Source organism: Amycolatopsis sp. NPDC102389 (assembly GCF_044765885.1).
Lineage (GTDB): Bacteria > Actinomycetota > Actinomycetes > Mycobacteriales > Pseudonocardiaceae > Amycolatopsis.
In genome coordinates this window covers 17,533-43,775 of sequence record NZ_JBIWKX010000038.1, presented here as the reverse complement: position 1 = coordinate 43,775, position 26,243 = coordinate 17,533, and the positions used below count along the sequence as shown (strand labels likewise).

At 68.0% G+C, this 26,243-nt stretch carries 24 protein-coding genes; 9 read left to right on the top strand and 15 right to left on the bottom strand.

Going from position 1 to position 26,243, the window contains the following annotated elements; genetic code table 11:
- Nucleotide 1: 1 nt before the first annotated feature.
- On the bottom strand, nt 2-253 hold the full coding sequence (locus ACIRGA_RS27765) for a dihydrofolate reductase family protein (protein ID WP_400946176.1): 252 nt from the start codon (nt 251-253) through the stop codon (nt 2-4).
- Nucleotides 254-529: 276 nt separating this feature from the next.
- Here ACIRGA_RS27765 and ACIRGA_RS27760 point away from each other — a divergent pair, with 276 nt between their 5' ends.
- Entirely contained in the window at nt 530-1,117 is a 588-nt protein-coding gene (locus ACIRGA_RS27760; protein ID WP_400946104.1) for a TetR/AcrR family transcriptional regulator, read from the top strand.
- A 39-nt stretch (nt 1,118-1,156) separates the two neighbouring features.
- On the opposite strand, the gene ACIRGA_RS27755 is transcribed toward ACIRGA_RS27760, so the two are convergent.
- From ACIRGA_RS27755 to ACIRGA_RS27740, 4 genes are all read right to left on the bottom strand, one after another.
- Nucleotides 1,157-2,140, bottom strand: coding sequence for a sporulation protein (locus ACIRGA_RS27755; RefSeq protein WP_400946102.1), 984 nt, complete (start codon nt 2,138-2,140; stop codon nt 1,157-1,159).
- A 121-nt stretch (nt 2,141-2,261) separates the two neighbouring features.
- Nucleotides 2,262-3,605 (bottom strand): erythromycin esterase family protein, encoded by a 1,344-nt coding sequence (locus ACIRGA_RS27750; protein ID WP_400946100.1) that lies wholly within the window; start codon nt 3,603-3,605, stop codon nt 2,262-2,264.
- Between the two features lie 193 nt (nt 3,606-3,798).
- On the bottom strand, nt 3,799-4,647 hold the full coding sequence (locus ACIRGA_RS27745) for a carbohydrate-binding protein (protein ID WP_400946098.1): 849 nt from the start codon (nt 4,645-4,647) through the stop codon (nt 3,799-3,801).
- Between the two features lie 78 nt (nt 4,648-4,725).
- Nucleotides 4,726-5,631, bottom strand: coding sequence for an AraC family transcriptional regulator (locus ACIRGA_RS27740; RefSeq protein WP_400946096.1), 906 nt, complete (start codon nt 5,629-5,631; stop codon nt 4,726-4,728).
- A gap of 134 nt (nt 5,632-5,765) precedes the next feature.
- Here ACIRGA_RS27740 and ACIRGA_RS27735 point away from each other — a divergent pair, with 134 nt between their 5' ends.
- The 4 genes from ACIRGA_RS27735 (at nt 5,766) to ACIRGA_RS27720 (ending at nt 10,346) form a co-directional block, all read left to right on the top strand.
- A complete protein-coding gene (locus ACIRGA_RS27735) occupies nt 5,766-6,971 on the top strand; it encodes a glycosyltransferase 87 family protein (protein ID WP_400946094.1) in 1,206 nt (401 codons plus the stop codon).
- Nucleotides 6,972-6,981: 10 nt separating this feature from the next.
- Nucleotides 6,982-7,731 (top strand): SDR family NAD(P)-dependent oxidoreductase, encoded by a 750-nt coding sequence (locus ACIRGA_RS27730; RefSeq protein ID WP_400946091.1) that lies wholly within the window; start codon nt 6,982-6,984, stop codon nt 7,729-7,731.
- A gap of 61 nt (nt 7,732-7,792) precedes the next feature.
- On the top strand, nt 7,793-8,779 hold the full coding sequence (locus ACIRGA_RS27725) for a hypothetical protein (RefSeq protein ID WP_400946089.1): 987 nt from the start codon (nt 7,793-7,795) through the stop codon (nt 8,777-8,779).
- Between the two features lie 310 nt (nt 8,780-9,089).
- On the top strand, nt 9,090-10,346 hold the full coding sequence (locus ACIRGA_RS27720) for a DUF222 domain-containing protein (protein ID WP_400946087.1): 1,257 nt from the start codon (nt 9,090-9,092) through the stop codon (nt 10,344-10,346).
- An 85-nt stretch (nt 10,347-10,431) separates the two neighbouring features.
- Here the strand turns inward: ACIRGA_RS27720 and ACIRGA_RS27715 are convergent, their stop codons facing one another.
- On the bottom strand, nt 10,432-11,628 hold the full coding sequence (locus tag ACIRGA_RS27715; protein ID WP_400946084.1) for an FAD-dependent monooxygenase: 1,197 nt from the start codon (nt 11,626-11,628) through the stop codon (nt 10,432-10,434).
- An 18-nt stretch (nt 11,629-11,646) separates the two neighbouring features.
- A complete protein-coding gene (locus tag ACIRGA_RS27710; protein ID WP_400946081.1) occupies nt 11,647-12,216 on the bottom strand; it encodes a TetR/AcrR family transcriptional regulator in 570 nt (189 codons plus the stop codon).
- Between the two features lie 157 nt (nt 12,217-12,373).
- Between ACIRGA_RS27710 and ACIRGA_RS27705 the strand changes: the two genes are divergently transcribed.
- The gene (locus ACIRGA_RS27705) at nt 12,374-12,562 is read left to right on the top strand and encodes a hypothetical protein (protein WP_400946078.1); all 189 of its coding nucleotides are present in this window, start codon (nt 12,374-12,376) and stop codon (nt 12,560-12,562) included.
- 8 nt (nt 12,563-12,570) lie between these two features.
- Here ACIRGA_RS27705 and ACIRGA_RS27700 read toward each other — a convergent pair whose 3' ends face one another.
- Complete coding sequence (locus ACIRGA_RS27700; protein ID WP_400946075.1) at nt 12,571-13,527, bottom strand: GlxA family transcriptional regulator; 957 nt, start codon at nt 13,525-13,527, stop codon at nt 12,571-12,573.
- An 86-nt stretch (nt 13,528-13,613) separates the two neighbouring features.
- Here ACIRGA_RS27700 and ACIRGA_RS27695 point away from each other — a divergent pair, with 86 nt between their 5' ends.
- The 3 genes from ACIRGA_RS27695 to ACIRGA_RS27685 all read left to right on the top strand — a co-directional run bounded on the left by ACIRGA_RS27695 (nt 13,614) and on the right by ACIRGA_RS27685 (nt 16,499).
- Complete coding sequence (locus ACIRGA_RS27695) at nt 13,614-13,757, top strand: hypothetical protein (protein ID WP_400946072.1); 144 nt, start codon at nt 13,614-13,616, stop codon at nt 13,755-13,757.
- 23 nt (nt 13,758-13,780) lie between these two features.
- Entirely contained in the window at nt 13,781-14,551 is a 771-nt protein-coding gene (locus ACIRGA_RS27690; RefSeq protein ID WP_400946069.1) for a hypothetical protein, read from the top strand.
- Between the two features lie 202 nt (nt 14,552-14,753).
- Complete coding sequence (locus ACIRGA_RS27685) at nt 14,754-16,499, top strand: BCCT family transporter (protein WP_400946066.1); 1,746 nt, start codon at nt 14,754-14,756, stop codon at nt 16,497-16,499.
- A 64-nt stretch (nt 16,500-16,563) separates the two neighbouring features.
- Here ACIRGA_RS27685 and ACIRGA_RS27680 read toward each other — a convergent pair whose 3' ends face one another.
- From ACIRGA_RS27680 to ACIRGA_RS27650, 7 genes are all read right to left on the bottom strand, one after another.
- A complete protein-coding gene (locus ACIRGA_RS27680) occupies nt 16,564-16,929 on the bottom strand; it encodes a DoxX family protein (protein ID WP_400946064.1) in 366 nt (121 codons plus the stop codon).
- Nucleotides 16,929-17,405, bottom strand: coding sequence for a carboxymuconolactone decarboxylase family protein (locus ACIRGA_RS27675; protein WP_400946061.1), 477 nt, complete (start codon nt 17,403-17,405; stop codon nt 16,929-16,931). Before ACIRGA_RS27675 ends, ACIRGA_RS27680 begins: the two co-directional genes overlap by 1 nt.
- A 28-nt stretch (nt 17,406-17,433) precedes the next feature.
- Entirely contained in the window at nt 17,434-18,297 is an 864-nt protein-coding gene (locus tag ACIRGA_RS27670; protein ID WP_400946058.1) for a sigma-70 family RNA polymerase sigma factor, read from the bottom strand.
- A gap of 73 nt (nt 18,298-18,370) precedes the next feature.
- Nucleotides 18,371-20,266: an OmpL47-type beta-barrel domain-containing protein gene (locus ACIRGA_RS27665; RefSeq protein WP_400946055.1), complete on the bottom strand. Its 1,896-nt coding sequence runs from the start codon at nt 20,264-20,266 to the stop codon at nt 18,371-18,373.
- A gap of 71 nt (nt 20,267-20,337) precedes the next feature.
- The gene (locus tag ACIRGA_RS27660; RefSeq protein ID WP_400946052.1) at nt 20,338-24,303 is read right to left on the bottom strand and encodes a ThuA domain-containing protein; all 3,966 of its coding nucleotides are present in this window, start codon (nt 24,301-24,303) and stop codon (nt 20,338-20,340) included.
- Between the two features lie 19 nt (nt 24,304-24,322).
- Complete coding sequence (locus ACIRGA_RS27655) at nt 24,323-25,339, bottom strand: multicopper oxidase domain-containing protein (protein WP_063274000.1); 1,017 nt, start codon at nt 25,337-25,339, stop codon at nt 24,323-24,325.
- Between the two features lie 14 nt (nt 25,340-25,353).
- Nucleotides 25,354-26,241, bottom strand: coding sequence for a sugar phosphate isomerase/epimerase family protein (locus ACIRGA_RS27650; RefSeq protein ID WP_400946047.1), 888 nt, complete (start codon nt 26,239-26,241; stop codon nt 25,354-25,356).
- Between the last annotated feature and the right edge of the window lie 2 nt (nt 26,242-26,243).

Genomic DNA, 26,243 nt, shown 5'->3' with positions numbered 1-26,243 from the left:
GCTACCCCGCCTCGACGGCGTAGGTGAGCAGCAGCGCACCCGAAGCGAACCGGCGATCATCGACGAGCGTGAAAGCCGTCTTCGCGTACTCACCATCGAAGAGTCGCGTCCCACCGCCGAGGAGCACCGGGTTCACCACGAGCCGGACTTCGTCGAGCAACCCGAGCCGGGCAGCGGCAGTCGCGGCCCCTCCCCCAGCGAAGAGGGCGATGTCGCCTTCGAGATCGGCGAGCGCGGAGGCGTCTTCGACCAGGTGCGAGTTGTGCCAGGAGGTGGCACGGAGCGTGCGTGACAGGACGTACTTCGGCAGATCGACTCCAGCAATTCGTCGATGTGCGTCTGAAACTCGTCGTCGGCGAACCCCCAGTCGATATCGCCCGCGCTGTCGGCGATGTAGCCGTCCAGCGAAACGTTGATGTGCAAGAAGAGACGCCCCACGGAAACTCCTCGGATGGACTTATTGAACGCTTGGACAAGAAGTCAACGTACACTTCTTGAACGCACTGTCAAGAAGTCGTAGGATGCGACCATGTCACGCACGGGAAGGCCGCGGTCCTTCGATGAGGACCAGGTGATCGGAGGAGCGCTCGAGGTCTTCTGGCGGCGGGGCTACACGGCCACGTCGATGCGGGATCTGAAGGAGGAACTCGGGATCCTGCCGGGAAGCCTGTACGCCGCGTACGGCGACAAGCACGCCCTTTTCCTGCGGGCACTGGAACGCTACGCGGGCGGTGCCGAAAGTCAGGCGGCCACGCTCACCGAAGGTCCCGTTCTCACGCATCTGCGCGAACTTCTGCTCAGCGTCCTGGAAGCGGCGCGGGAGCACCCGGGACGCGGCTGCCTGCTGGGCAACACCGCCGCCGAACTGCTACCCGCCGACGAAGCCGCCGAAAAGATCGTCCACAGTGGATTCGAGGCGCTGGAAACCGGTATCGCGCAAGGACTCGAAGCCGCCCAGCGCTCCGGAGAGGTCCGCCCCGACATCGACTGCGGGGCGCAGGCACGGCTCCTGCTCGTCGTCATGCAGGGCCTGCACGTGGTGGCCAGGGCGGAGAAGGATCCACGCCGGCTCACCGACGCGGTCGACGCCGCTTTGTCTCCCTTGACCGCGAAGTGACTCCTGGGCACGCCGGAGCCGGTGTGCCCAGGAGCCGGATCACTCCTCGAAGCCCTCGTCGCCACCGTCGAAGACGTCCTCCATGACCTCGCCGAGGATCATGCCGCCGACCACCCCGGCCGCGGCGCCGGCGACCATGCCGCCCATCCCCGGACCGCGCCTGCCGTGGTGGCCGTGCTGTCCGTGATGTCCGTGGTGCTCGTAGTCGTGGCCGTAGTGCTCCTGGTGCCCGCCGAACATGGCGTGCCCACCGCCGGATTCGGCGACCTTGGCCAGCCAGCCGTCGATGGCCGCGGCCCAGTCGGTGCGCAGCGCCTCCTCGTGCGAGACGTGGAAGCGGCCGAAGGAGTCACCGCCGGAGCGGAACATGCCGCCACGCCGGTCCGCCTCCAGCACCACCACGAGGTCGTCCGGGCTCGCGACGAACGTCAGCTCCACCTGGCTGACGCGGCCGGCGTAGCGCGAGGGCGGGAAGAACTCGATCTCCTGGAAGAACCCGAGCTCCTGCCGGACACCGTGCAACTGCCCGGCTTCGACGTCGGCGCTGCGGAAGGAGAAGCCCAGCTCGCCGAACGCCTCCAGCACCCGGTCCTGCGATTCCAGCGGCCCGACGAGCACCGGGTCGAGGTCGCCCTTGTCCGGCGCGCCGGCGATGACGAGTTCGGTGCGCACGCCGACGACCATGCCCGGCAGCTCACGCCCGCCCACCGCGCTGATCGGCGTCTCCCACGGCAGGGCGATCCGGAACGGGATCGTCGTCAGCTGTCCCGCCGTCACCTTCACCTTGTGGCCCGCGCTGACCCGCAGGAACTCCGCGGTCCCGGCGCGCTCGTGATCGCCGCGCTCGACCTCGACCCGGGTGACCAGCGAAAGCAGGATCTCCTCGATCTGGGCGTCGCTCGAACCGCCCTGGATGCGGACCTGGCCGGTGATCACCTCGCCGGGCACGGCGTGCGGCGAGTCGAGCACGGTGTCGACGGACGGGCCGCCGACCCCGAAGGCGCTGAGCATCCGTTTGAACATCAGGGATTTTCCTCCGCTGGGTACTGGAACAGGGGGTACCGGAACACTTCGACTACTACCGAGATCCGCCGCGGCACGCCAGGAAAACCGGGTTAAAAACCCCTAAACGGGCGCGACGTCACTACCTTCTCAGATCGGCCTGGCGGACGTCGTGCAGGTGGATGACGACGTCGTAGGAGCGCCCGAGCGAGATGGCCGCGAGATCGACGGGGAACACCGTGCCGATGGTGCGGGTGGGCCGGGCGGTGTCCAGCCAGGTCCGGGCGGACGGCGGAGCGGTGCGGACGTCGAGATAGAAGTCTTCGAAACGGACCTGGTCGAGGGTGTGCTCGTTCGAGCCGGACGGCGCGGCGGGGACGGAGAAGGGCTTCCAATCGCCCTCGAGCGCCTTGTCCCTCGACAGGAAGGAACCGCGGTCGAAGCTGAACCCGATCGGCAGGTAGTCCCGGCCCAGCGTCTCGCGCAGGAACGCGCCTTGGGTCTTCGGGTAGCTCTCCGGGAGGTCGGGAACGTACGCGACGTGGGCGTTGTGCGCGGAGAGCAGGATCTTGTGGCCGGTCCGCCGCTGCCACCAGGCGACGTTCTGCGCCATGGCCTGGTCGCGCAGGATCTGAGAGGTGGGCAGCCCCTTCGGATCCGTGAGGTCGACGGCGAGGAAGCGGGCGGTCTGCGCGACGAACCGGGCGTGCTGCTCGGTCCAGCCGTAGGCGTCCGCACCGGTCAGGCCCTTGACCAGCTCGAAGGCCTTCTCCGCCTGTGTCGCGAGCCGCAGCCGCTCGTCGAGGGGCTTGCGCAGGTAGACGAACGCGTCGTCGATCGGGCGCAGCCCCGTGTACAGCTCGTTGAGCCGGGGCAGCGCCTCCGGGTGATGTTGGCGCACGTAGTCGGTGATCCGCGCGAAGAACGCGTCGTTCACCGAAGGCGCGCCGAGGTCGTCGCCGACGAAGTGCACCGTGCGATCCGGATGCGCGCGGTTGTGATCTCGCATCCACCGGATCAGGCTGACGAACTCCTCGCGGTCCCACGGGGACCCGGCCAGCGTGCGCTTCGCGATCTCACGGGCGTCGCCGCGCCCGGTCTGGATGTACTCGTCGATCTCCAGGCCGGCGGACCAGCTGAGCTCCAGCGCGAACGCCCGGAACCCCTTCTCCTCGACGAGATAGCGGAACACCCGCTCCTTCATGGTGAAGAACTCGTGGGAGCCGTGGGTCGCCTCGCCGAGGCCGACCACCTTCGCGCCGCCGATCATCCCGCCCAGCGCCCGGAGATCGGCGGTGTTCCGGCCGGGCTCGGTCGAGCGCAGCGGATACGCCGCCCGGTCCAGCGACCGCACCGGATCCCACCAGGCCGACGTCGTCTCCGCCGCGAACGCCGGACTCGCCATGGGAGCGAGCACCGCTCCCGCCATCACCACCGCGGCGGCGACCACTCCCCGTCTCCCCCACCGCTTCCGGCTGTCCTTCATACCGCTCACCCCTTCGCTCCGATGTCGAAGTCGATCATCGTCCGCGGCCGGGGGTCGGCGCGCTGCAGTAAAGCTCCTACTTGGGGTGGGGTTTTCCCCACCCCGCGAAAAGCGGGTGGACCCCGCCGCCGGAGTGTGGGTCCCGGCGGCGGGAGTCCACCCGCCTCTTATCTCCCTCCGCAGCGGCTGCTCGTCACTCCGCGCGCCACAACGCGGGTGTCGACGGCGGCTCCCAGCCGGGCTGGGCCGTATGCGCCTGCAAGCACACGTAACCGCGGCCGCTGTAGGTGACCCGGGCGCCCGCGGAATAGCCGGTTCCCGCCGCCCAGGTCGTCCCGCCGGGCGGGTTGGAGGTCGAAGTGGGCGGGTTGGAGGTCGTCGGATTCGAGGTCGTCGGCCGGGTCGACGTCGGCGTCTGCGGCACGTTCAGCACGAAGTCGAACGCTGCCTCCTTGGCCGTGCCCGCGTCCCGCACGGTCATCAGCAGCCGCGGGTCGAAGATCGTGTCGGTGTTGTTGCGCGGCTCGTTGGGGAAGTAGAGCTGCGTGGTCAGCACCGGCCTGCCGGGGGCCTGGACCTTGACGTGGATGTGCCGCGTACGGCCGGGGTACAGGCCGGGCACGATCGTGCTCAGCGAGAAGGCGCCCTGGTCGTTCGTGAACTGGTGACCGCGGAAGGTGTACCCCACGTTGTCGTAGGCGCCGTTGACGTCCGCCTGCCAGAAGTCCAGCAGCGCCCGCGCGATCGGCAGACAGCCGAGCCCGAACACGTAGCCGGACACGGTGAGCCTCGTTCCCGGCGTACCCGGCGTGACGAGCGAGGTGCGCTGCGGGGAATTCGGCTTGAAGTAAGGACCTTCGGTCTGCGGAATGGTCGGGTCGTCCCCGTCGTCACAGTACGGGGTCAGCGCGGGTGCCTGACCGGTCGCGACGGTGGTGCGCGCGAGCGCGGGACCGCCGATCAACGCGACCGGAGCCGCCACACCCGCGGCGATCGCGGCCTTCAGCACAGTCTTGCGGCTGAGCTTGTTTTCTTCGTCCATACCTGCTCCTCGTGGGGGCTTCGGGAATCACCCTCGACGGTATGGAGAAGATCAGCGGCGGACGATGGACTGACTTGGTCAGTCGTGGTGAATCTCCGGGGGCGCGTCTCCGGTCCGGCGGTAATCACCGGGGCTCAACCCCGTTTCCCGCCGGAAGAACCGGCAGAAATACGCGGGATCCGCGAAACCGACGCGGCTGGCGACCTGCCGCACGGTGAGATCCGTGCCGAGCAGGAACCGTTTCGCCTCTCTTGTCCGCGCCTCGCGCATCAGTTGTGCCGCGGTGCGGCCGGTCGCCGTTTTCACCGCGTCGGTGAGATATCCCGGCGTGACCCCGATACGTTCCGCGAGCGCGCCGACCGACCACAATCCGAGATCGGGACGGCCGAGCAACCGGGCGAATTCCGTGCCCACCGCCTGCGCCCTGGCGGGCGGACGCGGATCCGCCAGGCCCGGCAGCCGTCCCGCCCGCACGATCAGCACGTGCATCAGGGAGCGCAGCACCGAATCGGTACCCTGGCCGCCGCAACGGAATTCCTCGTCGAGTTCGGCGACCAGCCGTGCCGTCTCCTCGGCCGCGCGTTCGTCGAGCCGCCACGGCTGCTGGCTGAGCCTTCGCAGGGTTTCGCGATCCGACGGATGTTCGAGCAGGAAATCGTCGGTGAACAACACGACGAATCCGCTGAGATCACGGGCATCCCAATGATGCACCTGCCCCGGCGTTATGACCGCGAGTTGTGGCGGCCCCAATTCCCAGCGGGTGAAATCGATGACGTGGTCGCCGGTACCGCCGGTGACATGGACGATTTCGTAGAAGGTGTGCCGATGCGGGAACGCCGCCCGCGACATCGGCCCGATCGTGTCGAAGGTGCCGACCGTGAACGGCAGGGCGTCCGGCGCGCGGACCTCCAGCCGATGCAGTGGCAATTCCCCCGCCTTCGGTTTCAGGCAAGGCGTCCTCGGCAACACCGTCGTTCCGCGCATGGACCGGTCCCTTTCACCACGCTGGGAAAGAAAAGTCTAGACCAATGCGGGTGCGGTGACTGCCGACGGAAGTCGCTTCTCGCCCGCCCGGTACAGTCGAGATCATCGACGCACGTCCGAAGGGTCACCACGCGATGTCTCCCACCAAGTCGCGCGGTCGGGCCCGGTGGTCGCTCGGCGCGTTCGCCGCAGTGGCGCTGGCCTGTCTCGTGGCCTGGGCGACGACGGGCGATTCCCACAGCGACCTCGAAATCTACCGCTTCGGCGTCGACACCCTGTGGAACGGCGGCGACCTCTACGGCGCCTTGCCGCTTTCCGAGGCCGGCATCCCCCTGCTGTTCATCTATCCGCCGTTCGCCGCGCTGGTGCTCACCCCGTTGGCACTATTGCCATGGAGCGGCGCCGTGCTCCTGCTGTTCGCGCTCAGCCTTGCCGCGCTGGGGATCACCTTCTACGGGATCACTCGATCGTTGTGGCCGTCGGGAGACCGGCGGAAGGCACTGCTCGTCGCGTCGCTGGCGATCACCCCGGCGCTCTTCCTCGAGCCGGTGCGCCAGACACTCGGCTTCGGCCAGATCAATCTCCTGCTGATGGGCCTGGTCGCCGCAGACTGCCTGCTGGCACGGGGCCGCTACCGGGGTATCGGCGTCGGTCTCGCGGCCGCGATCAAGCTGACACCGATGGCGTTCCTGCTGTTCTTCCTGGTGCGCAAGGACTTCCGCGGCGCGCTGACCGCGTTGGGCACGTTCGTGGCCGCCTCGGCCGTCGCGTTCGCGGTCGCGCCGGAGGCCTCCGCGCGCTACTGGTTCGGCGGGCTCGCCGGCGCGTCCGGGATCAGCGGCACCTCGTTCCACACCAACCAGACCCTGCAGGCCGTGCTGGCGCGGTTCGGCTTCGAGTCCGCGGCGAAACCGCTGTGGATCGTCCTCACCGGCGTGCTGCTGGTGCTGGTGACGGTGACCATGTACCGCTCGGCGCCGGTGCGGGCGCTGCTGCTGAACGCGACGTTCGCCCTGCTCATCTCGCCGACGTCGTGGTCACATCACTGGGTGTGGATCGCCCCGGCACTGTTCACCACGGCCGCCTGCGTGGTGCTCCATCGCCGGGATCGACGCCGGGCGGCGGCCTGGCTCGCCGTCACCGGCGTCGTCGCCACGATCTTCGTCGCGGCACCGTTCCGGTACTTCCCGGCCTTCGACCGGCCCGGCCAGACCTGGTCGACCGCTCAGCAGTGGCTCGGAAACTGCTATGTCCTCGTGGGTCTGACCTTCATCGCCGTCGCGGGTGTGCTGGCGCTGAGGAAGCGCCCTGACGCCGTACCTGCGGATCGGCCCGCCTGAAAGGACCTCGATGCTCGACCTGACCGGCACCACCACCCTCGTCACCGGGGCCGGCGGCGGGATCGGCCGCGGCATCGCCGTGCGCTTCGCCGAGGCGGGGAGCGCCGTCGCCGTGCACTACCACCGCGACGAGGCCTCGGCGCTCGCCGTCGCCGAGCGGATCCAGGAGGTGGGCGGCACCGCCCGGACGTTCGCCGCCGACCTCACCGACGACGGCGAATGCCGGCGGCTCGTGGCCGCCGTCGCCGCCTGGACCGGCCGGCTGGACACCCTGGTCAACAACGCCGGTATCCAGCCGATCGAACCCCTGCCGGAGGTGTCGGCGGAGAGCTGGCGCGCCGTCCTCGACGCGAACCTCACCAGCGCGTTCTCGTGTACCCAAGCCGCGGCCGAAGTGATGGACGGCGGGAGCGTCATCCACATCGCCTCGATCGAAGCGGCCCAGCCCGCGCCGGGGCACGCGCACTACAGCAGCGCGAAAGCCGCCCTGGTCATGCACGCCCGCGCCGCCGCACTCGAATACGGCCCGCGAGGCCTCCGCGTCAACGCCGTGTCCCCCGGCCTGATCGACCGCCCCGGCCTCGGCGACGCCTGGCCCGAGGGCGTCCGCCGCTGGCGACAGGCCGCGCCCTTGACCAGGCTCGGCACCCCCGGCGACGTCGCGAACGCCTGCCTGTTCCTCGCCTCGCCGCTCGCGTCGTGGATCACCGGGCACAACCTCACCGTGGACGGAGGCGTCTCCGCGCGTCCCACCTGGTGATCACGGGTTGTGTGTCATCTGACGTGGAACACCGGCGCTCTCCGCGCCTAGCGTTCCGCACATGACGCGCACGACCAAGATCATCCTGACCGCGGCCCTGGTGTTCGCCGGCCTGAGCACCGGCACCGCGAGTGCGGACACCGGCTGCGCCTGGACACCGGGCACCCTGCCGCTGCCCGCCGGGAGCACCACGGGATACATCAGCGGCGCCGCGAACGGCGGCTGGTTCGTCGGCAGCGGCTCGACCACCGACGGCGTCCGATGGCATGGCGGGACCGCCGAGGTCCTGGGTCAGGCGTTCGGCCACCAGACCATGTTGAAGGACATCAACGCTTCGGGAGTGTCGGTCGGCACCACGATCGTCGACTCGTTCGAGAACGGCGCCGTCGTCCACCGGAACGGGCGGTACGAACAGTTGCCGCTGCCGCAGGGATATCGGGCCGGGCGGGCCAAGGCGATCAACGACGCAGGCGACATCGTCGGCATGGCCTCGAGATTCGCGGACACCTTCGAACTGGTGCTGTGGCCCGCTTCCGCCCCCGGCACGGCGCTGGTGATCAATCCCGACCCGGCGGTCTACTCGTACGTGAGCCCCGTCGACATCGACGAGCAGGGCCGGATCCTCATCCGCGCCGAAGGGCAGCGACGCGCCTACTTCGTCCGCGAAGCCGGCGGGTCGCTGACCGAGCTGTCGTTGAAGACCGACTACGTGGACGCCTTCCGCGGCGGCCGCATCTCCGGCGAGGTCTATGAGGACGGCAAGTTCGTGACGGTCGAATGGGACACCGCCGGGCAGCTCGTGCGCAGGCTGGACGTGCGGGCGCGGGAATCCGTGGTCGATTCGGGCACGCTGACCTCCGGCACCTACCGGACCGCCGACAAGCAGTACGCGGTCGGTGTCTGGGAAAACGGCGCGCTCACGCACACGCTGCTCACCGACCCCGACGGGGCGTTCGGGAGGCCGGTGGTCACCGATGATGGCGTTATCGCGGTTTCGTACGACTACACCGGCGTTATCGCGACGTTCACGCGAAGGTGCTCGGGTTAGCGCTGGACGACCGATTTTCGGTTATCGCAAAGGCGCAGGCCTCTCCTTCTGTTGAGACGCCGTTTCGAAACGATCTGGCAGACGCTGTTCCCGCAGGCGAAGCGCCGAGGCTGACGACCGATCGGCGCCGGCTTAAGGGAATGCGACCTCATCATCGGCAAGTATCACGCGAAAACACTCGGTTGACTCATACCCACCGAAGTCTTCAACAAGCTTTTACCTGGCCCGGATGGCTCACTGACCACTTGAAGCCGCCTATAGTCTGAATATGCTATAGCACAGGTGTTCGACACGGCGTAACGTTGATCCCGTGGCCAGCGACAACACCTCCCCGACGACACGCACCGAGTGGTGGCGCGTCGACACGGCCACGCTGCACGCCCGTAAACAGGAACTCGAAGTCCTGAAACGCCAACTGGATGCCGAGCAGAACGCGATCCTCGCGGAAATCAATTCCCGCGGCGTGCGCGGCTGTTCGGGACATGCGACGTTGACCGGCCTGATTCTCGAAGACTTCCTGGTCTCGGACAAAGAAGCCAGTGCCCGCGCCGACCGCGTGCTGGCGCTGCATCCCAGTCCGTCTATTGGTGGGGACCCCGAACCACCCTTGGCGCCGTTGACGGCCGAGGCTGCGGCGGAGGGTGCGATCGGCGGTGGCCAGATCGACGCGATCATCACGACGCTCGCGCGGATTCCGTCGACCGTGCCGGACGAGAAGGTGCGGGGCGGGGAGAAAATCCTGGTCGAGCTGGCCCGGCGTGCGGGGCCGAAGCAGATCGCCCGTGCCGGACGCCGCCTGCTGGACAAACTCGACCCCGACGGGAAAGAGCCCCGTAACGAGGATCCGAAAGAGACCCGGCCGGAGTTGCGGTTCGTGAAGCACCGCGACGGCACCTTGGGTCTCAAGGCGAGGCTTGACCTGGAAACCTACGCTCGGTTGAAGTCCGACCTGGACCCGATGGCCAAACCGCACAAGGCCATCGACGGGGTGCGGGACCCCCGTACTCAGGATGAGCGCTTCGGGGATGCTTTCACCGACTACGTGCGGTTGAAGACCACCAGCCGTAATCTTCCCGGCCAAGCGGGTGAGGCGACGCACATCCTCATCACCATGTCCTACGACGACCTGATGCGGGACATCGGTGAAGCCCACCTGGACCTGGTGGGGCCGATCAGTGCCACTGATGCCCGCATCCTTGCCTGCGACGCCCGCGTGCGGCCCGGTGTTCTCGGCACGGCGGGCGAGCCGTTGGACATCGGCCGGTCGAAACGGACCGTGTCGCTGGCGCAGAAGTACGCGTTGACCATCCGCGATGGCGGCTGCGCGTTCCCGGGCTGTGACATGCCCGTGCCCCGGTGCACGGCTCATCACATTGTTTTTTGGCGGCACCACGGCGAAACGAAGATCGACAATCTCGTGCTGTTATGCACGAGGCATCACCGGCTGATCCACCGCAGTGATTGGAAGGTCCGGATCTCCCAAGACGGGCTACCGGAATTCACTCCGCCCGCTTACCTCGACCCGACCGGGACACCGAGGCGCAACACCATGCACCTACGGACATAGGCCAGCCCATGCACCTTCCGAAACCGAGTCGCCGGTCCTCGACGCGACAGAACGTCGCCGAACCATGCAGCGCCGTGCCCAAAAGTCACCGGCTCCGGATCTCGGCCCCGCGCTTCAAGTTCGTCACCAACGCCGTCGACTTCCCCGTGACGGCGGCCGCGAGCGTTCGTTCGAGTCCCGGAAGCCGAGCCATGTGCAGGAACGCCCGGCGCGCCAGGAGCAGGAAACGGTTGGCGGGCAGGAACCATCGCGCGCCCCGGCGGGCGACTTGCTGCTTCTCGGTCACCACCGGGCGGACCAGGCGCTCGTACTCCGCGAGCGCGGTCTCGATCGAGGGTGCCCGGGTGAGCTGTTCGGCCAGCACGAAGGCGCCCGCGATCCCCAGCGAAGCACCCTGCCCGGCGAGAAGGGAGACGGCGTAACAGGAATCGCCGACGAGCACGACCCGCCCACGGCTCCAGGAAGGCATCTCGATCTGCGCGACCTGGTCGTAGTACACCTCGTCGGAAGGCGGACACAGATCGAGCGCTTTCGGCACCGCCCAGCCGAGCGAGCCGTAGGTCTCGCGCAGCGCCGCTCGCGCGTCGGCCGGCAGGGCCGGATCCGTCGTGCGGTGCACGGCGAACGCAGCGAGCTTGCCGTCGCGGAGACCGTAGAAACCCATCTGCATCCCGATGGTGTCGGTCAGGCAGAACCGCTCCCCCACCCGCGCACGAATCTCCTCGTCCTCGAAAACGAAGGCCGCCGTATGGAACCCGAGATGATGCAAGAACAGGCTCTCTTCACCGAACACCAGCCGCCGCACGGTCGAATGGATCCCGTCCGCCCCGACCAGCAGATCGGCTTCGAGCGTCTCGCCGTCCGCCAGCGTGACCCGCACCCGGTCGCCGAGGTCCTCTACTCCGGTGACCCCGGCACCGAATCTGACGTCCACCGTGGACGGAAGCCCGGTGCGCAGGACACGTTCCAGATCCGGACGCATGATGCTGCAGAGCCGCCCCCGCACCGATTTGGCGAACTGGACGTAGTCGATCGCCGCCCGGCGACGGCCGCGCTCGTCCAGCAAGCTCGCCTCGTCCACCTGATACGCCGACTCCTCGACCTGTGGCAGCAGGCCCATCTCCTCGACCGCGTCGAAGCCGGGGCCGAAGAAGTCGATCATGTAGCCCTGCTCCCGTGGGCCCGCGGCCCGTTCCAGCACCACGACCTCGACGTCCAGCGTCGCGAGCCGGTGCGCCAGCGCCAGGCCGGTGATCCCGGCACCGCAGATCGCCACCTTCATGGGGTTCCTCCCGTTCGTTCAGCCGACCAGCCTGCGCAGGACGGCCGGAGAGACGATCCGGCCGGACTCCGGTCCGAGCGCCCGATGCAACAGCAGCCCGTCCACCGCGGCGAGGAGCACCGCCGCCGTGTCTTCGGCGTCGGCCACCCCCCGCTCCGCCAGCCAGCCGCCGAACCTCGTGCGCAGGTCGGCGAGCAGGTCACGGATGCCTTGGCGCAAGGTGTCGTCGCGGGTCGCGGCGAGGTAGGCCTCGGCGAACAGCAACGACATCGGGTCGGTGCCGGAGTATTCGCCGACCGACGCCAGCAGCGCGTCCACCGCGTCCACGGGCGTCTCGACGGTTTCCAGCGCCGGCTCGAAAGCGACCGCGACTTCGCGCATCGCACCGAGCACGGCCTCGATCATCAATGCCTGCAGCGACGGGAAGTGGTAGTGCACGACGCTCGGTGTGACCCCCGCGCGCTCGGCCAGGATCCGCGTACTGACCGCGGACCAGCCGAGTTCGGGCACGAGCGCGACAGCCGCTTCGAGCAACCGTTGCCGAACGAGCCTGCCACGCGCCGCGGCCGGGGATCCTGCCACCGTCATCTCCTAGGGCGTTCGTCCTGTACGACTGCCCTGATCCTATGCCCGGATCCGGCCGCGGCGCAAACTCGCGCCGGCTTCGACCACGCGGCAAAAATGACCTCGTTTCCGATCGAAACCCTCACGAGGCTTGCTCTTCCGAACCCGTCTTGGAGGACACATGGTCTCGAAACCCCGCCTCGCACTCGGAATGCTCGTCCTGGCCGCACTGGCGGGCGGGCTGCTCGCGTTGCTCATCTCGCTCGACGTCGGCGCGTTCTGGGCCAAGACGTTGCCGCTCGTCTTGCTGGCGGGCGGTGCGGCCTTCGCACAATCCCTCGGCCTGTTCAACAAGGCGCCGAAGGAGTAGGGCGAGCGTCAAACGCGCTGCGGCGCGAAGGTTCGGCGATAGTCCTGCGGGGAAACACCGACGACCTTGTGGAAATGGTGACGCAGCAAGGCTCCTGAGCCGAAGCCGCAGCGGCGCGCGACCTCGTCGATGCTCATCGACGTCTCCTCCAGCAGGGACCTCGCGTGCAGAACCCGTTGCGTCGAAAGCCATCGGTGCGGCGTGGTGCCCGTCTCCGCGACGAACTTGCGGGCGAAGGTGCGCTCGGACATCCGGGCCCGGCGGGCCAGGTCGGCGACGGGATGTTCGTGGTCGATGGTGTCGAGCATCCAGGTGAGCACCGGCTGCAGGCTGTCCCCGGTGCACTCCGGGATCGGCACCTCGACGAACTGGCGTTGCCCGCCTTCCCGTTGCGGCGGCACCACCATGTGCCGGGCGATCGCGGTGGCCGCGGCGGAGCCGAGTTCGCGCCGGATCAGATGGAGGCACGCGTCGATGCCGGCGGCCGTTCCGGCGCTGGTGATGATGTCGCCGTCGTCGACGAAGAGGACGTCCGGATCCAGCTGAGCCTGCGGGAAGCGCTTCCGGAACCTCGTGCTGTGCCGCCAGTGGTTCGTGCACCGCCGCCCGTCGAGCAGGCCCGCGGCGCCGAGAACGAACGCGCCGGTGCAGACCGAAAGCAGCGTCGCTCCCCGCGCCGAAACCGCACGGAGCGCTTCGAGCACCGCCGGCGGGTATTCGTCGCGCACGTCGCAAGCGGGGACGACGACGAGGTCCGCGTCCCCGGTCGCTTCGAGACCGTGTTCCGGGGTGACCTTGACACCGTGGCCGAGGCTGAGCGGCTCCCCTGCCCGCTCCCCGCACACGCGGAAGTCGAGCAGTGGCACTCCGTCATCGGTGCGGTCGTAGCCGAACACCTCGCAGACGACGCCGAATTCGAAGGGGGCGAAGTCGTCCAGCAGCACCACAGCGACGCTTTTCAGCATGCCCGGAGCATAGCTGGCAGGATTTTGTCGCACAACGACAGAACTGCCACTTTTGGCAGGATGTCGAGCGGCGCAAACTTACTGCCATGACCGCACTCATCGTCACCCTCGCCCTGATCGCCCTCGTCACCTACCTGCTGGAGCGCAATCACGCGCGGCAGGGCCGCCCGGACAACGCCGGCGGCGATCCGCTCGGCCGGCCCTTCTGGAGAGGGGGCGCCGCGGTCTAAACTCCCTCGAAACTGGGGGTTTGATGGCCGGCAGACGACGTCTTGTCCTGTGGAGCGCGGCCGTACTGCTCGGCGGCGGAGCACTCTTCGCCACCGTGCTGGCGGCCGACATTCCTTACGCGGACACGGCTCCGGCGCCGACGAGCCCCGTACCGACGAGCTCTGTACCGAAGAACCCGGCACCGCGTCCTTCCGCCGAAGCGGTGCTCCCCGAGGCGACCTTGACCGTCACGACCACGGGCGTCCGCACGGGCCCGGACGACCGCACCCTCCTGCTCCAGGTGCGGCTCCCGAACTGCGGCCATGAGCCGCGGATCGAAGGCCTGATCGAAGAGAACAGCACCATCTACGCGAACGTCGTCGTCACTGCCGGAGCCGCCGACTGCCGGGACACCGTGCCGTCCGAGATCAAGCTCACCGCCTCGGCCCCGATCGCGAGCCGGACGCTGATGCTCAACTCGGGAGACGCCCCCTGGAACAAACTGCGGGACGGCACCTGGGGTCACTGCGGCGCGCTGGGCTGCGACCCGCCCGCCGATCACTGCGGGCCCGCCTGGATCGCGCAGACCCGCGGCGAGGCCGTCGACACCAACACGCGCGCCTGCGACCAGCAGTGGCTCGTCGTCGACCGCACGAACTTCTACCGAAGCCCGTCCTTGCGCGTGCTCTACCGCTGGGTGCCCGAGGGATGGCAGGCGGTGACGAGCGTCGAAACCGAGGGCTGCGAGGAAATCCTCGCCAAGGAACCGCAGTTCAGCAGGGCTCTCTGCGAGAAACTCGGCCCGAGCTCCTGACCACCGGTGTCACGAGCGACACGTTCCCCGCCGAGATCGACGGCGAAGGCCTCCATCCACCCAGGTCAGGCCCGCAATCACCGGTTTAAACCTCTTCGCCCGCATTTTCTGCCGGTTACCAGTTTTCTGGTTAGGGTGCAGTGGTGCAAACGGGTTAACTCGGGCGGAAGGAGATCGCGCCGTCGTCGGCGCGTGTCTGAACATGAGTTCGCAGGACGGTAAACAAGCGGAAGAAGAGGTCGTCGCGGAGACCGCGTCGGACCTCGCCCACGCGCCGGACACGACGGGTCCGGGGCATCCGCCCGATGAGCACGTCCCGCTCGACCTCGCCGCCGACCGACCCGCGGAGACCGACCGGACCGTGTTCGGTGTCGCGGCGGTGCTCGCGCTCGCGATCATCGTCTGGGGCGTGCTGGCCCCGGAAAACCTGGCGAGTGTCGCGTCGACCCTGCTGAACGACGCCGTGATCCCTTACGGCGGTTGGGCTTTCGTACTGACCGCGAGCGGTTTCGTGCTCTTCGCGGTCTGTCTGGCCATAAGCCGCTACGGCCGGATCCCGCTGGGCGGAGACAAGGAACTGCCCGAATTCCGGACGTCGTCGTGGATCGCGATGATGTTCAGCGCGGGCATGGGCATCGGCCTGATGTTCTTCGGTGTGTACGAACCGGTCTCCCACCTCGCGAGCCCGCCCCCGGGCACCGCGGCACCGAACTCCGACGAAGCCGTCCACACCGCGATGGCGACGACGTTGTTCCACTGGACCGTGCACCCGTGGGCGATCTACGCCGTCGTCGGCCTCGCGATCGCCTACAGCACCTTCCGCAAGGGCCGCAGCCAGCTGATCAGTTCGGTGTTCGCGCCGCTGATCGGCAAGCGGCGCACGGAAGGCCCGCTGGGCAAGGCGATCGACATCATGGCGATCTTCGCGACCCTGTTCGGTTCGGCCGCTTCGCTGGGCCTCGGCGCGCTCCAGGTCGGTGGCGGCATGGGCGCCGTCGGCTGGATCGACGACCCGGGCAAGGGCCTGCTGGTCGCGATCATCGCGATCCTCACCATCGCGTTCATCGCGTCGGCGGTGTCCGGGGTGGCCAAGGGAATCCAGTGGCTGTCCAACATCAACATGGTGCTCGCCGCGGTGCTCGCGGTGTTCGTGCTGGTGGTCGGGCCGACCGTGCTGATCCTCAACATCGTGCCCGGCGCGATCGGCGACTACTTCCGCGAGCTGGCGGAGATGTCCGGCCGTACCGGGATGACCGGTGGCGAGGAGATGCAGACCTGGCTCGGCGGCTGGACGGTCTTCTACTGGGCGTGGTGGATCTCGTGGACGCCCTTCGTCGGCATGTTCATCGCGCGGATCTCGCGCGGCCGCACCATCCGGCAGTTCATCTTCGGTGTCATCGCGATCCCGAGCATCGTGAGCCTGATCTGGTTCGCGATCTTCGGCGGCGCGGCGATCAGCAGGCAGCGGGCCGGGACGGACATCGCGGGCGCGGGCAGTGCCCAGTCGGCGACGTTCGAACTGCTCGAGACCCTGCCGTGGTTCGTCCCGATCGCGATCCTGGTGATGATCCTGGTGTCCATCTTCTTCGTCTCCGGTGCGGACGCGGCGTCGGTGGTCATGGGCACCTTGTCCCAGCGCGGAAGCGTGCACCCGAAGAAGGGTGTCGTCATCTTCTGGGGCGTGCTGATGGGCGCCGTCGCGGCGGTGATGCTGCTGGTCGGCGGGGACAAGGCGCTGACCGGGTTGCAGAATCTCACCATCCTGATCGCGGTGCCGTTCGTGTTCGTGATGGTCGGGTTGTGCGTGTCGGTCTGGAAGGACCTGCGCAACGACCCGCTGATGAAGCAGGAAGACGCGATGATGTTGTCGCTGAAGGAACTGCACGAGGAACGCACCAACGGCCACGGTCGTCGCCGCATCCTCGGACGGGCGAAACAGCGCACCTGATCTCGTAAGTACCTGAAGGCCCCCATCCTGTACCCAGGCGCAAGGATGGGGGCCTTCATGTACTTCAGGCGCGTCCGATGGCGACGAAAGCGCACAGCGCGAGGTATCCCAGGTCCAGCAACGCGACCATGGGCTCGCGGCGACGCAGCCGCACGACCACGGCGCCCGCCATCACCAGCGCCAGCCCCAGCGCGGCCAGCGGCACGAGTCCCGGCGCGATGTCGAGCAGCGCGGGGACGACCAGGCCGATCGCGCCCAGGATCTCGACCACCCCGATGAACTTCACCGTGCCGGGGCCGAAATCCAGCACCCATCCCGCGGCCGAAGCCACTCCGGCGATCGTTTCCCTTCGCAGGAACAGTTTCCCAACGCCGGACACGAGATACATGACGGCCAGCAGACCGGCGACGATCCACAGCGCGGTCTCCATCAATGCCCCGCGAACTGGCCCGGCGTGTAGTCACCCGCCGGCTGCCGGGTGATGACGTTCAGCCGGTTGAAGGCGTTGATGAGCGCGATCTGGGTCACCAGCGCCATGAGCTGCTCGTCGTCGTAGTGCTTGGCGGCGGCCTGCCACACCTCGTCGGTGACACCGCCGCTGTCGGCGATCCGGCAGCCCGCCTCGGTGAGTTCCAGCGCGGCGCGCTCGGCCTCGGTGAAGACCGTCGCCTCCCGCCAACACGCGACCAGGTTCAACCGGACGGTCGTCTCCCCCGCCGCCGCGGCGTCCTTGGTGTGCATGTCGAGACAACCGGCGCAACCGTTGATCTGGCTGGCCCGGATGTTCACCAGTTCCCTTGTCGCAGCAGGGAGTTCACTGCCTTCGAGGACCCTTCCCGCCGCGACGAGGTGCTTCACCAGCTTCGGCGCGAGAGCGGTCTTGAAGACTTCCAGCCTTGCCTGCATGGGTTTTCTCCTTCTCGTCGGTGTTCACTTACTTCGACGAGGGAGCCTCGAGAGAGGTAACACCCATGGCCGCGAGGCGACGCGGGTCACTCACGGAATCGATCGCGACGATGCGCCCGTCGACGATCGTGCACGCCATCACGCCACCCAGCCTGCCGCGCTTGTCCCAGGTCACGACGCCGGGTTTGCCGCCGACCAGCGCGGGGCGCACGGTCGCCACGGCGCGGGCGCCCCGCTGGACCCGGGTGGCGACCTCGGCCGCGCCCAGCCGCACGATCTCGCCGTGCCGGCTCTGCGAGCGCCACGTCACGTCGGGGTCGAGCATCTCCAGCAGTCCCTCGAAGTCCCCTTCGCGCGCGGCCGCGAGGAACGCGTCGACGACGGCTCGCTGGCGCGGCTCGTCGGCCGGACGCTGTCCCCGCACCTTCCGGCGAGCCCGGCTGGCGAGCATCTTGGCCGCGTCCGCGGACTTTCCGAGGATCTCGCCGATCTCGGCGAACGAGACCGCGAACAGGTCGTGCAGCACGAACGCCAGCCGCTCGGCCGGGCCGAGGGTGTCGAGCACCACGACCAGCGCCACCCCGACCGATTCGGCGAGCAGCGCGTCTTCTTCCGGCGAGTCTTCGAGCACCAGCAGCTCGGGCGGCTCGTCGTAGGACTCTTCGGGACGCGTCTTGCGGGAGCGCAGGACGTCGATGCAGACGCGGCCGACGACGGTGGTCAGCCAGCCGGACAGGTTGTCGATCGTGCCGGCGTCCTGGCGGGCGAGGCGCAGCCATGCCTCCTGGACCGCGTCCTCGGCGTCCGTGCGGGAGCCGAGCATCCGCTGGGCCACGGCCACCAGACGGCCGCGCTGCTCCTCGAACGCGCTGGCCAGGGCTTCGCCGGTCATGTGGATACCTTTCTCGCGCCGAACCCGTCATGGACATGACGAGCGCGACGCGAGAAAGGTAACCGACTTTCGCTCAGACGTCCCGGATCGGCGTCTTCACGGTCTTCTTCATGCCGGGGTTCTTCGTCTCCGGCTTCTTCGTCTTGCCGGGCTCCGGCTCCGGTTCCGCTGTCGAGCCGCCGATGCCGGAGTCGATGGCCGCCGTGACGATCAGGTTCCGCTCGTCGGACGAGATGAGCTCGCCGTCGAGGAGTTCCTGGGTCACGGCCCGCACGTAGGTCACGAACTGGTCGTTCGACGAGTAGTCCGACTCGTCGTCGATCACGTCGTTGATCGTGCAGCCGTCACCGGTGTCCCGGTTCTCGACCTGGCTGTCCGCCGTGCCGAGGATCACGGTGTCCCGGACGTCGGAGTCCGGGCAGGCGTCCGGGCCCGGCGGCGCGGCGACGATGGTGAACGCGCCGCCCTGTTCCGCCGAGACGTTGCCCGCCTTGTCCGACGCGCGGTAGGTCAGCGTGTGCGTGCCGAGCGCGGTCACCTTCACCGGCGCGGTGTAGACCGTCCAGGCCCCACCGTCCAGTTTGTACTCGATCTTGTCCACTCCGGACCCGGTGTCCGTCGCGGTCAGGTTGATGGTCGCGTCCTCGATGTACGACCAGCTTCCGTCCAGATCACCGCTCACCACCACCGAGACGACCGGCGCGGTGCTGTCGTCGCCTTCGACGATGGTGAACGTCGCCGTGCCTTCGGCCGAGACGTTGCCCGCCTTGTCGGTGGCGCGGTACTTCACCGTGTGCGCGCCGACGACGGTCAGCGCGAGCGGCGCGGAGTACGTCAGCCACGGGCCACCGTCCAACTGGTACTCGACCTTGCCGACACCCGAACCGGCGTCGGTCGCCGTGAGGGTCACGGTCGCCTTGCCGACGTAGTTCCCGGCGGTGTCCTTGGTCCCGGTCACCTCGGAAGTCACCGTCGGCGCGGTGGTGTCACTGCTGATGATCGTGAAATGTGCCATGCCCTCCGGCGAGACGTTGCCCGCCTTGTCCGAAGCGCGATAGGACACCATGTGCATCCCGGGCGCGGAGACCGCGACCGGAGCGGTGTACGCGGTCCACGCGCCTTCGTCCACTTTGTACTCGACCTTGTCGACGCCGGAGCCCGCGTCGGTGGCGGTGAGCTTCACCGTGGCGGTGTCGAGGTAGTTGCCCGCGCCGTCCTTGGTCCCCGTCACCTCGGAAGTCACCGTCGGCGGTGTCGTGTCGCCGGGCTGTCCGGTGACGACGGTGAACGACGACATCCCTTCCGGGGAAACGTTTCCGGCCTTGTCCGAAGCCCGGTGGTGGACCATGTGCGAGCCGGCGGCGGAGACCACCACGGGAGCCGTGTACGCGGTCCAGGCACCGCCGTCGAGCTGGTACTCGACCTTGTCCACACCGGACTGACTGTCCGAAGCGGCGAGGTTCACCGTCGCGGAACCGACGTAGTTCCCGGCGGTGTCCTTGGTGCCGGTCACGTTCGCGGTCACGGTCGGCGGAGTGGTGTCGGCTCCGCCGCCGTCGGTGACGACGAACTCGCCGACCATCTTGGTGTGGCCCTGGATCGTGCAGTGGTACCGGTACTTGCCCGGGGTCAGCGTGACCGTGGCCTCGTGCACGCCGTTCTTGTCGTCGTAGGGGTTGGCGAGGATGTTGAGGTTGACGTCGTGGTTGTAGCCCGGGGTCTCGGTGTCGAACGTCAGCGTGTGCGACATCGTCGAGCCGAGTTCTTCGGTGTTCTTGAAGACGATCGTGGTCTCACCGGCCACCGCGGTGGTGGGCGCGCTGAGGTACTGGTCGGTGCTGTCGCCCGCGGTCCATTCCAGGGTCTGGACGGGGGCGGCGGAGGCGGGGGCGGACGAGCCCGGTAACACCAGGCCCGCCAGCGCGAGTGTCGCGGCCACCAGGGCCACGACGAGGGTTCTTGGGGACATCGCAGGGAAACCTTCCGTACAAGGGAGACCGGCCGGGCACGCGAAACCCGCGCGCCCGGCCGGCTTTCGCGCTACAGCTGCCGCACCCGGACGTTGCGGAACTCCATCAGGTCGTTGTCACTGTGGTTCTGCAGACCGATGAACCCGCTGACGAACTGCCGGAAGTCGGTGGACGGATCGCCCGCCCGCGTCGACTGGATACCCGGCGCGTTCTCGAACTCGTTGATCACGACGCCGTTGCGGATGATCGTGTACTTCTGCCCGACGACCTTGACCTCGTACTCGTTCCAGGTCCCCTTCGGCTTCACACCCGCCTGGTCCAGCGGACGCGGGTCGAAGTTGTAGATCGACCCGGTCTTCTGCGGTTCACCGGTGGCCCCGTCGTACAGCTGGACTTCGTGTCCACAGTAGATCGCGACCCAGGCCTGCGACGTCCTCGCCGACCCGACCGTGCCACAGCTGCCCGGCGGACGCTGCTCCAGCGGGGTCCGCGGATCCGGGAACCGGACGAACACACCGCTGTTGGCACTGCCGCTCGGCGCGATGTCCTTGAACTGCAGCTTCACCGAGAAGTTGCCGAACTGCCGTGCCGAGTACCACAGCATGCCGAGCCCGCCCGACGGTCGCAGTGACCCGTCCGGCTGGATGGCGAACTGCCCGGACGGCGCCTGCGACCAGTTGCGGAACGATTCCTGCGTGCCGTCGTAGATCGCGTCGTAGCCGGTGACGCCCTTGTTGCCGATGGGCGACGCGGCGGCCGCGGCGTTGATCTTGTCCGACTCGGCCGCGTTCAGCACCCCGAGATCGCCCAGCCGGTCCACGGCCTGGGTGACGTGGTTGACGAAACCGGCGTGGGAGGTCCACGTGCTCTCGTCGTCGATCATGTCGTCGACCGTGCAGCCGCCACCCGCGTTCCGGTTGGTCACCCCGGTATCGGTGTCGCCGATGGTCACCGTGGGGCTGGAATCCGCCACGAGACAGCCGACGCTGACCGAGTTCCGCGTGGTCACCGTCTCGCCGTCCGCGTAGGTCACGGTCAGCTTGGCGGTGTACAGCCCCGTGCGCGGGTAGGTGTGCCGCGGGTCGGGCTGGGTCGAGATCGTGCCGTCGCCGAACTCCCACTTGTAGGAGACGCCGCCGGACTTCGACCCGGTGAAGGCCGCGGTGAGCGGCTTGTTCTGCACCATCGTCGACATCGCGGCCGCGGACGGGGTCGCCTCGCCGCCGGTGTAGCTGATCTTCAGCAGCTTCTGGTTGTTGGTCAGGGTGAAGAAGCCGCCGCCGTAGTCGAGCACGTACAGCGCGCCGTCCGGACCGAATTTGGCGTCCATCCACTGGTTCAGCTTGGTGTCGCCACCGCCGGTCGGGATGATCTGCCGCACGGTCTCGGCGAACACCGGCGGATCCTGCTTCGCGACGCCGTTCGGGTCGAGGGTGACCGCGATCCGGTTCTGCCCGTTGCTCTGGTCACCGATGAACCACTTGTCGTTCCAGTAGGAAGGCCACGCGACACCGCTGTTGGTGTTGACCAGTTCGCGGTGATACGTCGGCCCGGTCATGACCGCCTGGCCGCCGCCCTTGAGGTAGGGCTGCGTGTAGGTCGCCTCGGCCGCGTTGTACGTCGGGACGGAGCTGTTGGGCCGGTTGGGGAACACCGGTCCGCCGCCGTCCGGCGCGTACCAGATCATGTTCTTCTTGATCGGCGGCAGGTTCACCAGGCCGGTGTTGCGCGGCGAGGTGTTGACCGGGTTGTCGCAGTCGTACCAGCCGGTGAGCACCGCGGCGTCCGTGCTGCTGCGGTCGCGGTACGGCTGCTTGTTGCCCATGCAGTACGGCCAGCCGTGGTTACCCGCCTCGGTGATGACCGTGGCCGTCTCGTACTTGGCCGGGCCGAGTTCCGGGCTCGGCGAGGTCGCGTCCGGGCCGACCCACGCGGCGGTCAGCCAGTTGGTCTTCTTGTCGACTTGCAGACGCGAGATGTTCCGCACGCCCATCACGTAGATCTCGGGCCTGGTCTTGTTCCCGGGGTCGTTCGCCTCGGGGAACAGGTTGCCCGCCGGGTTGGTGTAGGTACCGTCCGGCTCCGGGTGGATCCGCAGGATCTTGCCGTTGAGGTCGTTGGTGTTACCGGCGGTGCGGCGCGCGTCCTGGAACGAGACGCCCTTGTAGTCCTGGGTCCAGTTGTTGCCGGAGTACCCGTTGGAGCCCTGCGACGAGTTGCTGTCGCCGGAACCGATGTAGAGGTTCCCGTCCTTGTCGAAGTCCATCCCGCCGCCGGCGTGGCAGCAGCTGTGGACCTGGACGTCCCACGACAGCAGGTCCTTGCGGGTCGCCTGGTCCAGCGTCTGGTTCTTCAGGTCGTAGGTGAACCGCGAGACCGTGCGCTTGCCGATCCGCTTGTCGATGTCGACCGACTCGTGCGGCATCCAGTAGGCGTACATGAAGCCGTTCTCGCTGAACTTCGGGTCCAGAACGAGACCGAGGAGGCCTTCCTCGTTCTTCACCAGTTCGTCGCCGCTGCCGCGGTTGCCCATCACCTTCAGCGTGGTGAGCAGCTTCGGCTTCTTGGTGACCGGATCCCACTGGTGGATCGTGCCGCAGCCGGCGCCGATCTCGGGGTTGGTCCAGTCGTTCGGCGCGGGCACGACGTTGCCGGCGCAGGCGGCGCGGCCGATGTAGAAGACGCGGCCGTTCGGCGCGATGGTGAGCCCGTGCGGCTCGCCCATCTGGTCGAGCTGGCCGGGCTGGTTGATCCCGGTCAGGCGTTCGACCTTGTAGTTGGCCGCGATGCCCGCCTTGCAGTCACCGCGCACCATGCCGGTGGTCCACTTCAGCGCGCCGAGGATATGGCTGCGGAACTGGGCTTCGCCGTAGCTCGCCTCGGTCCGGCCCATGCCGGTGTAGAAGGAGCGGCCGCCGTCGTAGTCACGGCACCACGAGATCGGGTGGAAGGCGCCGTTCGCGCCGACGCCCGGCTTGTAGGTCGATTCCTCGACCTGGGCGACGGTGTGCACCGTGCCGACCGGGTTGACCTCCCAGTTGAGCCACCGGTCGGTGCGGACCCACTTCTGCGGGAGGCCCGCCGTGGCGGGGTTCGCCTTGTCGAGGACGTCGACCGTGGCCTGGGCCGGGTCGGGCTCTGGGGGCGGCGGGGTGGTCGAGTTGTCCTTGTACAGCTTGAAATCCGCCAGCTGGATGAGCGGTTCACCCGCGTTGGCGGTGATGTTCAGCCGGTAATTCGCGTACGCCGTGGTGTTGGCGAAGGTGAACTTGCGGCTCACGAACCGGTCGGCGAACGTCTCGTTGGTGCGAGTGTCCAGATCGGTCCACGTCGTCCCGTCGTTCGAGCCCTGCAGGGTCCAGCTCTTGGGGTCACGCCCGGGGAAGTCGTTCGCCGACACGAGGTCGTAGCTGCTCACGGCGACCGGGGCGGCCATCTTGTAGGCGACCCAGCCGGTCGGCTGGAACGCCAGCCACTTGGTGTTCTCGTTGTTGTCGGCGAGCTTTTCCTTGCTCTCGTTGGGCGCGTTCTCCGCGCTCGCGGTGACCGAGGCGACCGCCTCCGGGGTGGGACGCGCCCCGACCGGACGGGCGCCGATCAGTCCGGAGAACCACTGCGAACCGTCCTGGGCCCGCGCGGCGTCCGACAGGCCGAGGAAGCCGCCGCCCGCCTTCATGTAGTTCTGCAGCGACGTTTCCTGGTCACGGTTGAGCGTGATGCCCTGCGCGGAAAGGAAAACGACGCCGCGGTACTTCGCGAGGTTCGCCTGCGTGAACACCGCGGGGTCCGAAGAGGACGAAACGGAGATCCCGTTGGCCTGCCCCAGGCTCGCGATCGCGTCCGTGGCGCGCAGGACGGGGTCCTTCTGGTCCGCGGCGGTGCCGTGGAAGACCAGGACGTTGACCGGGACGTTCGTCGCGGCTTCGGCGGTCACCGGTGCGATGGCCAGCGGAAGCCCGGAGGTGACGACGGCGCCGACCGCGAGCGCGGCCAGCGAACGTCTGCGGAGCCGACGTTGCGAAAAGACTCGTCTCAAGTTCTCGCTCCTTTCAAGACTAGTGGTGGTGGGCCGAGGCGCCGGTGGCGTTCGGCGTGGACGTGGTGGTGTGCTGATGTCCCTTGAAGCGGTCGATCGCCTCCTGGGCACCCGCGGGCATCCCGCCGTCGGCGTTGCGGACCAGGAACACCCCGGACATGCCGTCATCCGAATGCTGCTGGACGTGGCAGTGGTACATCCACGCGCCCGGCCCGACGCCGTCACCGGCGATCACCTGGAACCCGAAGGAGTTGCCGGGGTCCAGGGTCTTGTTGTCGAGGATCGGGGCGTTGTCGGTCGCGCTGGTGAGCATGCCGGTGCGGGTGTCCGCCCAGCGGTGCGCGTGCAGGTGGAAGGTGTGCATCAGGTTGCCGTGCCCGATGCAGATGAACTCGACGCGTTCGCCGAGGTTCGCCTCGAAGATCGGTGTGTTCGGGGCGACCTGGTGGTTGATCCACATTTCGGTGAACACCACGGTGAACTGCTTGCTGGGCAACAGATCCCCGCGCTTACGCACGATCAAGCCACCGTAAAGGCCCTTCATCAGGCCTGCCGTGCCATGGTCGCCGCCGAACGCGTGATCGTGGTAGTGCCAGTACCCCGCGCTGCCGGGCATCCAGAAACCGTTGGCCGCCTGATACGCCGTCCGGGTCTTCCAGGTGTAGGTCTTGGTCTCGTAGGGCTTGTTGAAGGAATCGTTGAACGGCGAGCCGTCGGATTTGGTGTCGTAGTTGACGCCGTGCGGGTGGATCGAGAGGCGCTGGTCGGTGTTGTTGACCAGCTCGATCACCAGCGTGTCACCCTCGTAGCACTCCAGGAGCGGCCCGGGGATCGTCGGCTTGCCGGGCTCGAGCCCGTAACCGACCCGGGTCGAGCCGGGAACGTAGTCGGCGTAGACGGTGATGTTGCGGGTCATCCCCGCCGCGGCGGCCGGTGCCGAGCCGGCGCTCGCCGACACCACGACCGGGGCGATCACCCCGGCCGCGGTGCCCGCGAGCATCGATCTGCGGGACAGCCCGCGTTTCTTGTTGTCCATTGTGGATTCCCCGGCTAGAAGCGGACGTTACGGAGATAGGTGAATCCGGTCTGGGCGGTGCTCAGGGGATCCGTGGGGTTGTCGTGCTCGACGATGTATTCGGCGAGATGGGGACGGGTGTGGCGGAAAATGTCCGGGAAGTCGATGACGCCCTTGCCGGGGTCGACCATCTCGCCGGCCGCGGTCCGGTCCTTGACGTGGTACTGCACCACGCGCGGACAGTGCCGCCGGTACAGCGAAACCGGGTCCATCCCGCCTTCCACCGCCCAGAACAGGTCGATCTCCAGGTGCACGTAACGCGGGTTCGTGTTCCTGGTGAGCACGTCATACGGGCGAACGCCGTCGATGGGCGCGAACTCGTGCGCGTGGTTGTGGTACCCCAGCGGGATTTTAAACTTGTGGAAAAGCCTTGCTGCCGTGTCCATCCGCCCGGCGAACTGCTTCCAGCCGTCGAGGGTGTCGAAGTTCGCCCACGGCACGTTGGCGCGGGTGTTCCCGAGGATCTTCGCGTCCGCGATGGTCTTGTCGAGGTCACCGTCGATGCCGACGTGCGTGGACGTCGCCTTGATGTGGTTCTTGTCCAGCAGACCGCGGAACTCCTCGGCCGTGCGGCCGTAGGTGCCCGCCAGTTCGACCTTCCGGTAGCCGATGTCCGCCAGCGCGGACAGGGTTCCCGGCAGATCGGCCTGCAGCGCGGTGCGCAGGGAGTAGAGCTGGATGCTGATCTTGTCCACCGGGACCCGGCCCCGACCGTGGTGGCCGGCCCCCTGTGTCTCCGCCTCGGTGGCGGCACTGGCCACGCTCGGCAGGGCTACCGCCGCGCCGACCGCGACCGCCGCCGTCGCCGCGCCTCGCAGGAGCGTCCGTCGAGAGTGGAACCGCTCAGCTTCTTCACCGCACATGA

What these genes read in the sequence shown, in the direction of transcription:
- ACIRGA_RS27760 (WP_400946104.1), top strand. Translation starts at nt 530, where the DNA reads ATGTCACGCACGGGAAGGCCGCGGTCCTTCGATGAGGACCAGGTGATC.
- ACIRGA_RS27755 (WP_400946102.1), bottom strand. Translation starts at nt 2,140, where the DNA reads ATGTTCAAACGGATGCTCAGCGCCTTCGGGGTCGGCGGCCCGTCCGTC.
- ACIRGA_RS27750 (WP_400946100.1), bottom strand. Translation starts at nt 3,605, where the DNA reads ATGAAGGACAGCCGGAAGCGGTGGGGGAGACGGGGAGTGGTCGCCGCC.
- ACIRGA_RS27745 (WP_400946098.1), bottom strand. Translation starts at nt 4,647, where the DNA reads ATGGACGAAGAAAACAAGCTCAGCCGCAAGACTGTGCTGAAGGCCGCG.
- ACIRGA_RS27740 (WP_400946096.1), bottom strand. Translation starts at nt 5,631, where the DNA reads ATGCGCGGAACGACGGTGTTGCCGAGGACGCCTTGCCTGAAACCGAAG.
- ACIRGA_RS27735 (WP_400946094.1), top strand. Translation starts at nt 5,766, where the DNA reads ATGTCTCCCACCAAGTCGCGCGGTCGGGCCCGGTGGTCGCTCGGCGCG.
- ACIRGA_RS27730 (WP_400946091.1), top strand. Translation starts at nt 6,982, where the DNA reads ATGCTCGACCTGACCGGCACCACCACCCTCGTCACCGGGGCCGGCGGC.
- ACIRGA_RS27725 (WP_400946089.1), top strand. Translation starts at nt 7,793, where the DNA reads ATGACGCGCACGACCAAGATCATCCTGACCGCGGCCCTGGTGTTCGCC.
- ACIRGA_RS27715 (WP_400946084.1), bottom strand. Translation starts at nt 11,628, where the DNA reads ATGAAGGTGGCGATCTGCGGTGCCGGGATCACCGGCCTGGCGCTGGCG.
- ACIRGA_RS27710 (WP_400946081.1), bottom strand. Translation starts at nt 12,216, where the DNA reads ATGACGGTGGCAGGATCCCCGGCCGCGGCGCGTGGCAGGCTCGTTCGG.
- ACIRGA_RS27705 (WP_400946078.1), top strand. Translation starts at nt 12,374, where the DNA reads ATGGTCTCGAAACCCCGCCTCGCACTCGGAATGCTCGTCCTGGCCGCA.
- ACIRGA_RS27700 (WP_400946075.1), bottom strand. Translation starts at nt 13,527, where the DNA reads ATGCTGAAAAGCGTCGCTGTGGTGCTGCTGGACGACTTCGCCCCCTTC.
- ACIRGA_RS27695 (WP_400946072.1), top strand. Translation starts at nt 13,614, where the DNA reads ATGACCGCACTCATCGTCACCCTCGCCCTGATCGCCCTCGTCACCTAC.
- ACIRGA_RS27690 (WP_400946069.1), top strand. Translation starts at nt 13,781, where the DNA reads ATGGCCGGCAGACGACGTCTTGTCCTGTGGAGCGCGGCCGTACTGCTC.
- ACIRGA_RS27685 (WP_400946066.1), top strand. Translation starts at nt 14,754, where the DNA reads ATGAGTTCGCAGGACGGTAAACAAGCGGAAGAAGAGGTCGTCGCGGAG.
- ACIRGA_RS27680 (WP_400946064.1), bottom strand. Translation starts at nt 16,929, where the DNA reads ATGGAGACCGCGCTGTGGATCGTCGCCGGTCTGCTGGCCGTCATGTAT.
- ACIRGA_RS27675 (WP_400946061.1), bottom strand. Translation starts at nt 17,405, where the DNA reads ATGCAGGCAAGGCTGGAAGTCTTCAAGACCGCTCTCGCGCCGAAGCTG.
- ACIRGA_RS27670 (WP_400946058.1), bottom strand. Translation starts at nt 18,297, where the DNA reads ATGACCGGCGAAGCCCTGGCCAGCGCGTTCGAGGAGCAGCGCGGCCGT.
- ACIRGA_RS27665 (WP_400946055.1), bottom strand. Translation starts at nt 20,266, where the DNA reads ATGTCCCCAAGAACCCTCGTCGTGGCCCTGGTGGCCGCGACACTCGCG.
- ACIRGA_RS27655 (WP_063274000.1), bottom strand. Translation starts at nt 25,339, where the DNA reads ATGGACAACAAGAAACGCGGGCTGTCCCGCAGATCGATGCTCGCGGGC.
- ACIRGA_RS27650 (WP_400946047.1), bottom strand. Translation starts at nt 26,241, where the DNA reads ATGTGCGGTGAAGAAGCTGAGCGGTTCCACTCTCGACGGACGCTCCTG.